Raw genomic sequence first — 5,681 nt, 5'->3', positions numbered from 1 at the left:
CGGCGTGGGGCGACGCCGTGGACGGACCCGGGTTCGGGCTCGGGTTCGGGCTCGGGTCCGGTCCGGGCCCCGGCCGGGGCGGTGGGCGCGGGCGCCGGGGCGGCACCCTGCGACTCGGCGCGCGTCTCGTGCCCGGTGATCCACGCCGTGATCGCGGCGACCGTCCGCGCCCGGGACAGCTCCTCCATCTCCGCGTCGTCGAAGGTGCGGGTCCCGGCGAGGTGGCGGGCCAGCTCACCGACGATCTCGGTGCGTTTGATGGAGTCGATGCTCAGGTCCGCTTCGAGGTCCAGATCGGGTTCGATCATGTCGACCGGGTAGCCGGTGCGCTCACTGATGACGGTGAGCACGGCCTGCTCGATGTCCACGACGGCCGGAGGCGGCGCGACCACGGGTGCGGGCCCCTCGGCCACGGCCGGGGGCACCGTCCGCGCGACGGTATCCGTACGCGGGGGAACGGGCGGCGGGGACCCCCCGGCGCCGGTCGCCCCCAAGTGCGTGAGCAGGACGTCCCGTTGCGCGGCGACCAGCTCACGCGTGGTGCGCAGGAAGTCCGCGATGAGCTCGTGCTGTGCGTCGCCGTCTCGCGTCACCGTGGTCGTCTCCAGACTGACCCGTCGGGCCGGTTGCAGGGCTCCGGGCAGCAGTTCGCCGGAGCGGGTGCGGACGAGCTGGCCGTCCACGGTCCAGCCGGGCGGCTCGGGCCGCTCCGTCACCGCGCCCCGGCCGTGGAGGAGCCGCCCGGCGTCCACCGGCACACCGGCGACCGCGAGCCGCGCCAGCGACTCCAGCAGTCCGCGCAGCCCGGCGCCCGGCCGGGGTTCGCAGGCGACCGCCAGATGCGGCCGGTCGCCCAGGATCCGGCCGACGAGACCGGTGAGCACCGTGCCCGGCCCCGCCTCGACGAAGATCCGCGCCCCCGCCGCGTACATCGCCTCGATCTGCTCGGCGAAGCGCACCGGGGAGCCGATCTGCGCGGCCAGTTCGGCGCGTACGCCGTCGGGCGCGGCCGGATAGGTGGCGGCCGTCCGGTTGGCCCACACCGGGAACTCCGGGGCCCTGACGGTGTGCCGGGCCAGGGCCGGGGCGAACCGTTCGCCCGCGCCCGCGACCAGCGGGCTGTGGAAGGCGCAGGCGACCGGGATGCGCCGGACGTCGTGTCCCGCGCCGCGGAGGTGGTCCATGGCCTCGTCGACCAGGGTGGTGGGGCCGGAGACGATGGTCTGGCGGGGGCCGTTGCGGTTGGCGGCCACGACCCGGCCGCCGAGCCCGGCCGCCGCGAGGACGCGCTCCACGTCGGCGGGGGCGGCGGTGACCGCGGCCATGGTGCCGGGGTCGTCCCCGAGCGAGCCGAGGATGGCCTCGGCCCGGCGGGCGCTGAGGTCGAGCAGCGCGTCCGGGGACAGGGCCCCGGCGGCGGCGAGGGCCACCAGTTCGCCGTAGGAGTGCCCGGCCGCCATGGCGGGGCGGACCCCGACCGACTCCAGGACCCGTCCGGCCGTCAGGCCGACGATACCGAGGGCGGGTTGGGCCATCCTGGTGTCCTTGAGCGCTTCCTGCTGCCGCTCGGCGGCGCCCGGGCCGAAGGCCTTCGGCGGGTAGAGCGCCGGGGCGTACGCCCCGCCCTGCCGCACCGGATGCGCGGCCTCGGGGAACGCGACCAGGAGCTCGGCGAGCATGCCGGGGCGCTGGCTGCCCTGACCGGGGAAGAGGAAGGCGACTTCGGGCTCGGCGCCGAGGCCGTCCACCACCTCGTCCGCCGCGTACACCCCCCGGCCCCGCTCTCCCGCCGCCGCCTTCCGCAGCAGCGCGCGCAGGTCCTCCACGCTCTCCGCCACGACCGCGATCCGCACCGCGCCCGGCCGGCCCGCGGCGCGCCGGACCGCCGTCAGCGCCGCGTCCCGCAGTCGCGGTCCGCCGCCCGGCGCGTCCGGCTCCCCCAGTTCGTCCAGCAGCCACCGCGCCTCCCGCCCGGCCGCCGCCGTGTCCGCGCCGCGGAAGAGGAACAGTTCGGCCGGCCACGCCTCGTACCCCCGGTCCGGGGGCGCGCCCTCGGTGTGGGCGGTGAGGACCGCGTGGAAGTTGGTGCCGCCGAAGCCGAACGCGCTCACCCCGGCGATCCGTTCGGCCGCCGGGGCCGCCCAGGGCCGGGCCTCGGCGTGGAAGGCGAAGGGGCTGGCCGCGGGCGACCAGGCGGCGTTCGGCTCCTGGAGGTGGAGGGTCGGCGGGGTGATCCCGGTGTACAGGGCCATCGCCGCCTTGATCAGACCCGCCAGGCCCGCCGCGCACTTGGTGTGGCCCAGCTGGGACTTGACGGAGCCGAGGGCGCAGCCGCCGGGCGCCGCGCCCGCCTCGGTGAACACCTCGGTCAGCGTGGCCAGTTCGGTACGGTCGCCGACCACGGTCCCGGTGCCGTGCGCCTCGACCAGACCGACCCGGGCGGGTGAGATCCCGGCCGCCCGGTAGGCCCTCTCCAGCGCGGCCCGCTGGCCCTCGGGCCGGGGCGCGGTGAGTCCGAGGGAGCGGCCGTCGCTGGCGCTGCCGACGCCCTTGACCACGGCGTAGACGCGGTCGCCGTCCCGCTCGGCGTCGGCCAGGCGTTTCAGCGCGACGCAGGCCACGCCCTCGCCGAGCACGGTGCCGTCGGCCGAGGTGTCGAACGTACGGGAACGGCCGCTCGGGGAGAGGGCGCGGACGGAGGAGAAGAGGAGGTAGTCGTTGATGCCGTTGTGCAGGTCGGCGCCGCCGCAGAGCACCATCTCGCTGGTGCCGGAGGCGAGTTCCTTGCAGGCCACGTCCAGCGCGGCGAGCGAGGAGGCGCAGGCCGCGTCGACGGTGTAGTTGGCGCCGCCCAGGTCGAGGCGGTTGGCGATCCGGCCCGCGATGACGTTGGCGAGCATGCCGGGGAAGGAGTCCTCGGTGAGCTTCGGCAACTGCTCCTCGACGGCGGGCGGTATCTCCCCCAGATAGGCGGGCAGGACCGTGCGCAGGGTGGTGGCGCCGGACAGGTCGCTGCCGGACTCCGCGCCGAAGACCACGGACGTACGGGAGCGGTCGAAGGGCCGGTCGCCGTACCCGGCGTCGTCCAGGGCCCGCCGCGCGGCTTCGAGGGCCAGGAGCTGTACGGGTTCGATGCTGCCGAGTGAGGCGGGCGGGATGCCGTAGGCGAACGGGTCGAAGGGGATCGGGGGCAGGAAGCCTCCCCACCGTGACGCGGTGGTGCCCGCGCGCTCGCCGCTGGGGTCGTGGTAGATCTCCGGGTCCCAGCGGTCGGCGGGGACCTCGGTGACGGCGTCGACACCGCCGACGACGTTCGCCCAGTACGTGGGGAGGTCGGGGGCCTGCGGGAACATGCAGGCCATGCCCACGACAGCGATGTCGAGCGGCCGGGCGGCGGGCTCCTTGGCCGTCTCCCCGGAGGTGTCCGGGGTTCCGCTCAGCTCGGCCGCGCGCCGCTCGGCGAAGGCGGCGGCGCCCCGGCTCACGGCGTCGTGCAGCGCGCCCACGGTCGTGGCCGCCGAGCGCAGCACGGCCACCTCCCCGGCCATGAACATCCCGGCGTCGAGCTGGCGCTGCTCGGAGACGGGCCGCAGCTCGGCGCCCTCGCGCTCGACGCCCTTGCTGGCGATCCGCAGCCGCCCGATGTTCAGCCGTTCCAGCTCCTCCCAGACGCGCCGGTCGGGGGTGCCGTCGGCGCGCAGCCGGGCGCGGGTGGCCGCGTAGTCGGCGGTGTACGGGCTCGCGACACAGCGGGTGGCGTGGCCCGGGGCGCTCTCCAGGAGCGCGGTGGCCCCGGCGGCGATCACCTGGCGCTGGAAGACCGGCTGGATCGCGCCGCACTCGACCGCCTCGGCGGTGAACAGGTAGGCGGTGCCCATCAGGACGCCGACCGCGACCCCGCGCGCCGCGAGCGGGGCGGCGAGCGCGGCGGCCATGGCCGAGGAGCGCTCGTCGTGGATGCCGCCCGCGAGCAGCACCTGGAAGTCGCCCGCGGCGCCGGGCGCGCGCCGCACGTACTCCTCGACCACCGCCAGTTGCGCCTCCCAGAGCGGAAAGCTGTTGCGCGGCCCGACATGGCCGCCGCATTCGGCGCCTTCGAAGACAAACTTACGCATGCCCATGTCAATGAACTGGGTGAGCAGTGTGGCCGACGGGACGTGCAGGAAGGTCCGTATGCCGGCTGCCTCCAGGTCGGCCGCCTGGGAGGGGCGGCCCCCGGCGATGATGGCGTGGGTGGGCCGGACGGCCCGTACGGCGGCGAGCTGTTCCGCGCGCAGACGGCTGTCCGTGAAGCCGAGGATGCCCACGCCCCAAGGGCGCTCGCCCAGTTCGTCGCGGGTGCGTTCGAGGAGGGTGCGGCTCTGCTCGCCGTCGGACAGGGCGAGCGCCAGCATCGGCAGCGCCCCTTCGCGCGCCACGGCCGCCGCGAAGCCGGCCCGGTCGCTGACCCGGGTCATGGGGCCCTGCACGAGGGGCAGCCGGGTGCCGAGCGCCCGTGCCAGGGCGGAACCCGCCGCCATGATCCGCGCGGCGCCCGGATCGCCCACCGCGCCGAGGACCGCCTCGCGCACCCCGCGTACGGCACCGGCCACGGTGCCCCACCGGTCGGCGAACACGGCGGCGAGGAACCCGTCCTGCCCGACCGGAAGTTGGAGGCCGGTGCGGGCGTTGCGCAGGGCCCGCACCCCGTCGACGACGGTCGTCTCGGACCCGTCCATCGCGCGCAGCGCGGCTGCCGCCCCGTCCGTGATCCCCGACTCCGCGAGCAGGGCCAGCTGGGTGTCGAGGACGACCCCGGCGGCGCCGCCCGCCACGGCCGCCGCCGCCGTACGCGGGCCGATGCCCCCGCAGGCCCACACGGGCAGCTCGTACGCCGGGTCGGCGAGCAGCGCCTGGAGCAGGACGAAGGTGCCCAGTTCGCCGCCGCGGCCGGCGCATTCGCTGCCGCGTGCCACGAGCCCGTACGCGCCGTCGGCCGCGGCCCGGCGCGCCTCGTCACGGTCGCCGGCCTCGGCCAGGACCCGGGTCCGGTCGCCCAGTTGGCCGATCTTCCAGTCGGCGCCGGGGGCGAGCAGCACCACGGGCGGAAGGGTGCCGCCGCACTCCTCGGCCACCTCCTCGGGCGTCAGCGCGCAGGAGGGTCCGACCCGGACGCCGAAGACGCCGGACGTCCAGCGGTGTGCGCGCACGAGGGCTTCTCTGGCCCGGCGGTCGCCCGTCCCGAGATCCAGCACTCCGAGTCCGCCCGCTCGGCGGACCGCGGCGACCGTACGCGGGTCGGGCAGGCCTAACGGGCTCACTCCGATGACAAGTTCAGGGTTCGGCGCTACGGGCGTCATGAACACTCCGAATCAGACCGATGGTGCCGCGAGGGGGGTGACGGCAGCGGTGAGCCCGAAGGGCGGCGGGGCCGCCGGACGGCCGGGGGGTGGACCGTCCGACGGCGACGGGCCGCCGACGGAGCTCGTACCACTGCCGGGAGATGCGCTGGTTCGGGGGTGTGCGGTGGATGAACACTCCGAATCAGACCGATGGTGCCGCGAGGGGGGTGACGGCAGCGGTGAGCCCGAAGGGCGGCGGGGCCGCCGGACGGCCGGGGGGTGGACCGTCCGACGGCGACGGGCCGCCGACGGAGCTCGTACCACTGCCGGGAGAAGCGCTGGTTCGGGGGTGTGCGGTGG

At 76.2% G+C, this 5,681-nt stretch carries 1 protein-coding gene; it reads right to left on the bottom strand.

Going from position 1 to position 5,681, the window contains the following annotated elements:
- Positions 1 to 5,339 (bottom strand): beta-ketoacyl synthase N-terminal-like domain-containing protein (locus ACJA3G_RS28315; RefSeq protein WP_406555880.1); only part of this gene is annotated, 5,339 nt, incomplete at its 3' end.
- Between the last annotated feature and the right edge of the window lie 342 nt (positions 5,340 to 5,681).

Source organism: Streptomyces sp. YS-3, assembly GCF_045257485.1.
Classification (GTDB): Bacteria; Actinomycetota; Actinomycetes; order Streptomycetales; family Streptomycetaceae; genus Streptomyces.
The sequence above is the reverse complement of the archived record's forward strand: the minus strand, read 5'-3'. Positions and strand labels throughout refer to the sequence as shown.